3 protein-coding genes and 1 pseudogene are annotated in these 5361 nt (G+C 72.0%); 2 read left to right on the forward strand and 2 right to left on the reverse strand.

Going from position 1 to position 5361, the window contains the following annotated elements:
• Both H0X00_RS21230 and H0X00_RS21235 read left to right on the forward strand, forming a co-directional pair.
• A pseudogene (locus H0X00_RS21230) lies at positions 1-647 on the forward strand (hypothetical protein); the annotation flags it as partial.
• Between the two features lie 95 nt (positions 648-742).
• Positions 743-1756: an alpha/beta hydrolase gene (locus H0X00_RS21235; protein WP_293774600.1), complete on the forward strand. Its 1014-nt coding sequence runs from the start codon at positions 743-745 to the stop codon at positions 1754-1756.
• A 12-nt stretch (positions 1757-1768) separates the two neighbouring features.
• On the opposite strand, the gene H0X00_RS21240 is transcribed toward H0X00_RS21235, so the two are convergent.
• The gene (locus H0X00_RS21240; protein ID WP_293774597.1) at positions 1769-2284 is read right to left on the reverse strand and encodes a hypothetical protein; all 516 of its coding nucleotides are present in this window, start codon (positions 2282-2284) and stop codon (positions 1769-1771) included.
• 25 nt (positions 2285-2309) lie between these two features.
• Positions 2310-5051, reverse strand: a complete 2742-nt coding sequence (gene ppc, locus H0X00_RS21245) for a phosphoenolpyruvate carboxylase (RefSeq protein ID WP_293774599.1) — start codon at positions 5049-5051, stop codon at positions 2310-2312.
• Positions 5052-5361: the final 310 nt, after the last annotated feature.

The following is a 5361-nucleotide window of genomic DNA, read 5'->3' on the forward strand; positions in this document are numbered from 1 at the left end:
GGGTAGCGATGGAGTCGGTCGCCGGCGCCGGGTCCGCGAGCACCGTCGAGCGGGTCACCGCCTCGGACCGGGCAGCCCGCGCCGAGGTCCGGACCGCCCTGACCGCGAAGGAGGCCGACCAGGCCCGGTCCCGGGCGAAGGCCCTGCGCGACGCCCGCCTCGCGGCCGCGGCTGCGGCGCGTCTCGCCGCCCTGCAACGGGCGTGCGGCTACAACCCGAACGCTCAGCGCGACGAGCAGATGACCTCCGAGATGCTGCGCAACGCGCGGATCATCATCGACGTCTCGCAGCGGCTGAACCTGCCGCCGCGGGCCGCGGTGATCGCGATCGCGACCGCGCTGCAGGAGTCGTACCTCAAGAACATGACCGGGGGGCACCTGGACTCCGCGGGGCTGTTCCAGCAGCGGCCGTCCGCGGGCTGGGGCAGCTACGCCCAGGTCACCAACCCGTTGTACTCGGCGCGCAAGTTCTACACCGAACTGCTCGAAGTGGACGGCTGGCGTGGGCAGCAGTTGACGGTGGCCGCGCAGGACGTGCAGGTCTCGGCGTTCCCGTGGGCGTACGCGCGCTGGGAGGGCATGGCGGCCGAGGTCGTCAGCCAGGTGCTGAACGTGCCGGTGGATTCGCTCAACTGCTCGGCGCGCTGACGCCCTCGCGAGCGGCGGGAAAACTGTTACATCCCCTTAACCCGGGGGAGTAGGGCGACGCAGCGACTCGCTGCGACGCTGAGAGCGTGCCCCCGATGATGCCCCACAAGCGTCGCCTCGCCGTGACCGAGGAGCCCACCGACGACCCGTTGCGGATCCAGTACACGACCGTGCACGGCTACCGCCGGGCGTTCCGGATGGCCGGCAGCGGGCCCGCGCTGCTGCTGTTGCACGGCATCGGCGACAGCTCGGACACCTGGGAGCCGGTGATCGGAGAACTGGCCCAGCACTACACCGTGATCGCGCCCGACCTGCTCGGTCACGGCCGCTCCGACCGGCCGCGCGCGGACTACTCGATCGCCGCCTTCGCCTGTGGCATGCGGGACCTGATCAGCGTCCTGGACTTCGACCGGGTCACGGTGGTCGGGCACTCCCTCGGCGGCGGCATCGCGATGCAGTTCGCCTACCAGTTCCCGGAGCGCTGCGAGCGGCTCGTCCTGGTCGGCACCGGCGGCGTCGGGCCGAAGACCCACCCGATGCTGCACCTGGTCGCGACCCCCGGGGTCGAGACGATGCTGCCGCTGTTGCGGGTGCCCGGCGTCAAGCAGTTCGGCTCGGTCGGGCTCAAGGTTCTGCACTGGCTGGACACCGACCTCGGCCGCGACGCCGAAGACCTGGTCCGGGTCTTCGACGCGCTCCCGGACACCCCGGCCCGCAGTGCGTTCCTGCGCACGCTGCGTTCGGCGGTGGACCGCCGCGGTCAGGTGATCACGATGCTCGACCGCTGCTACCTCTCCGAGGGCATGCCGACGCTGCTGATCTGGGGTGGGCGGGACGCGATCATCCCGGTCGACCAGGCCCGGATGGTGAACCAGGCGATGCCCGGGAGCCGGCTGGAGATCTTCGACAACGCCGGGCACTTCCCGCATCACACCGACCCGGAGCGCTTCCTCGCGGTGTTCCGCGAGTTCATGGACTCCACCGAGCCGGCGAACTACAGCGCCGCCCAGTGGCGCACCCTGCTGCGCACCGGCCGCGGGATGCCCGAGCCGGGGATGACGCCGACGGCCGTGCCCGACCCGATGGAGGACGCCACCATCGGCGCCTGAGCTCTGCCGAGTTCAGCGGGCGGGGCAGCTGACCCCGACCGCGTCCATCTCGGCCGGCACCGTGGACTTCTCGAACTCGGCCAGGAACGCCTCGAAGGCGGTGTCGAACTTCGCCTGGTCCCCGGTCTGTGCGACCGTCAGCACCTTCGCGTACGCGGTGTCGCTGAAGCGCTGAAAGGCCGCAAAAGTGGTGGCCGCGGCGCGGTCCTCGTCGCTCGTCGCGGGGATCTTCGCGATGTCGGCGTCGAAGGCATCGGTGAGCTTCTTCAGCTTCGGCTGGTCCTCGTTGAACTTCGCGACCGCCGGCTCCCCGCCGCCGGTGACCTTGAGGACGTCCTCCGCGAACTTCTCGCAGCGGTTGTTGACGGCGGTGGCGTAGGCGCCGAGCGCCGGCGCGCTCTCCTCCGGCTCGCTCGCGGCGGTGTCCTCGCCGTCATCGTCGCCGTCGCTGCTGCCGCAGCCGCTCACGGTCAACAGCCCGGTCAACAGTCCGGCCAGCAGAAGGGCCGGGCCCCACCCAACGCGCATCAGGACTCCCCATGTGGTCTTTCGGTCAGCCAGTGTTGCGCAGTCCGGCCGCGATCGCGTTCACGGTCAACAACAGTGCGCGCTCGAGGACCGGATCGGCGTCCTGGCCGGCGGCGCGGACCCGGGACAGCAGCGAGACCTGCAGGTAGGACAGGGGGTCCAGGTAGGCGCCCCGCGTGCGCAGCGTCTGACGCAGCGTCGGATTCGCACCGAGCAGCTCGCTCTCCCCGGTGATCGTCAGCAGCTGCTGCACCGCGAGATCGTGCTCGGCGCTGATCAGGTCGAGGATCGGGTGCAGCTCGGGCGCGGCCAACGAGGTCACGTAGTGCCGGGCGATTCGCAGGTCGGTCTTGGCCAGGGTCATCGCGACGTTGGACAGGAACGTGCGGAAGAAGTGCCAGCGGTCGTACATCTCCCCGAGCTGCTCGCCGTGGCCCGCCTCGCGGGCGGCCGCCAACCCGGAGCCGACGCCGAACCACCCGGGCACGATCTGTCGGGACTGCGTCCAGCCGAACACCCAGGGGATGGCCCGCAGGCCCTCCAGGTCACCGTTGGTGCCGGGGCGCCGCGACGGCCGCGAGGAGATGTTCAGCGCGCCCAGCAGCTCGACCGGGGTGCTCGCGACGAAGTACGCAGGCAGGTCGGGGCGCTCCACCAGACCGCGGTAGGCCGCGTACGCGGCGTCCGAGACCTGGTCCATGCACGCGTTCCACGTCTCGAGTTCGGCCGCACTCTGGCGAGGCGCCCTGGTGAGCACCGAGGCTTCCAGAACGGCGGCCAGCGTCAGTTCGAGGTTCTCGCGGGCCAGTACCGGCAGGAGGTACTTGTCCGAGATGACCTCGCCCTGCTCGGTCACCTTCATCTCACCCTCGAGCGTCCCCCAGGGCTGGGCCAGGATGGCCTCGTAGGTCGGTCCGCCGCCGCGCCCCACGGTGCCGCCGCGGCCGTGGAAGAGCCGGAGCCGCACCCCGTGCCGGTGGGAGGTGTCGCGCAACGTCCGCTGCGCCCGGTGGATCGCCCACTGCGAGGTGGTGACCCCGGCCGCCTTGTTGGAGTCGCTGTAGCCGAGCATCACCTCCTGCACGTCGCCCCGCAACGCGACCACCTGGCGGTAGGTCGGGTCGGAGAGCAGGACGTCGAGGATCTCGCCGGCGGCGTCCAGCTCCGCGGGTGTCTCGAGCAGGGGCACGATGCCGATGTCCGCTCTGCCCTCCGTGAGGTCGATCAGCCCCGCCTCGCGAGCCAGCAGGGCCGCCGCGAGGACGTCGTCCGGGCCCGTGGTCATCGAGACGATGTAGGACTCGACGACGCCCGGGCCGAAGCGCGCGATCGTCCGGGCGATCGTGGTGAAGACGGAGAAGGTGCGCGTCCCGGCCTCGTCCAACGGCGGCGGGTTGGGGGCCAGCGGGCGGCGGCCGGCCAACTCGATTGCCAGGCGGGTGATGCGCCCTGCTCGGTCCAGCGAGGCGTACCGCGGTCCGGAATCCTCCAGCCGGTCGAACAACTGCGCCAGGACGTGGTGGTGGGCGTCGGAGTGCTCGCGGACATCGAGCGTGGCCAGGTGCAGGCCGGTGGCGGCGACGGTGCGGATGACGCGGTCGAGCCGGCCCCGGGCGATCAGCTCCCCGCCGCCGGCCAGCAGCGAGTCGCGCAGCGTGCCCAGCTCGGCGAGCAGTTCCTCGGCGCCGAGGTAGTCGCGACCGGGGACGTGCGCGGCGCCGGCGGCGATGCGCGTGCGGGTGTTCGTCAGCTTCGCGCCGATGCAGGTCGCGGCGAGCCGGTACGGCTCCTCGGCGTTGAGCCGCCGGTACCGCGGTTCGATCTCCGGCAGGGCTTCCAGCGAGTCGGCCAGTTGGGCCTCCAACTGCGGAGTGACCGCGGCGATCCGGGTCGACATCGACAGGTCCTGACGCAGGGCGTCGAGCGCCGAGGTCACGGCGCGCAGGCCGTACTCGTGCTGCAGCACGAGTACGTCGGCAGTGACCTGCGCGGTGACGTTCGGGTTTCCGTCGCGGTCACCACCGATCCAGCTGCCGAAGGTGAGCGGGCGCGCGGTCGCCGGTAGGTCGACGCCGAGGCGGGCCAGGCACTCGGTCAGCTCGTCGAGCACGTCGCCGAGCGGACCGCCGGCGAGTTCGGCGAGGTAGTACACCGCGTTGCGGGCCTCATCGAGCGGCTCCGGGCGGCTGACCCGCAGCTCGTCGGTCTGCCAGAGCAGGTCGATCACCTCGGCCAGCCGGCGGTCGACGCGGCGGGTGTCCCGCCCGTTCGCGCCGTCGGCATCGAGCAGTTCTGCGACCTCGCGGAGTTTGGCCAGCGAGGACCGGCGGGCGGCCTCGGTCGGGTGGGCGGTGAACACGGGGCGGACCCCGAGGCGGTCGATCTCGGACCGCAGGGCCTCGCCGTCCACCCCGGCCGCGCCGATCCGGGTGGTGGCACGGGTGAGCCAGCCGCCCTCGTGCGCCCGGTGCCGGCTGAGCTCGCGGCCCCGGTGCACCTGCTCGGTGATGTTCGCCAGGTGGAAGTAGGTGCCGAAGGCGCGGACGAGGGACACGGCGACGGGCGATGGGACCGCGCTGAGCACCCGCGCCGCGTCGTCGTCCCGGCTCTCCCGGACCAGCGCGCGGACGAGCTCGACCAGCTCGACGAGGGCGGGCCCCTCCTGGCGGGCCAGGGTCTCCCCGAGCAGGTTGCCGAGGCGGCGGATGTCCGCGCGCAGGGCGGCATGGCCCTCCTCGGGTACGGACTCCGGGACCGCTGACGCCACCTGCCCGAGGTTAGTCACCCGATGTTTCTGCCCAACTACTGCTGCGCGGCGCGCCCTTCGGGGGCTGCCGATGGGCGCGCCACGCAGCAGAAGTGGGCAGTCGGTGTGGCGACGTAAGCTGGTCCTGACCCCGATCCGTTTGCGGATTCGGGGTGTTCGCGTTGTCCGATCACCTGCTTGGGAGTCCCGGTGCCGCTCTCCGGTCTGCTCGACGTCGTCGCCACCGACCCGGTGCTCGCCGACGCGCTGGCCCGCGCGCGGGCCGGTGACCTGCCCGCCCTCGACCTGATCGGCCCGCCCGGCTCCCGGC

The sequence above is a fragment of the Sporichthya sp. genome (assembly GCF_013815995.1).
Classification (GTDB): Bacteria; Actinomycetota; Actinomycetes; order Sporichthyales; family Sporichthyaceae; genus Sporichthya.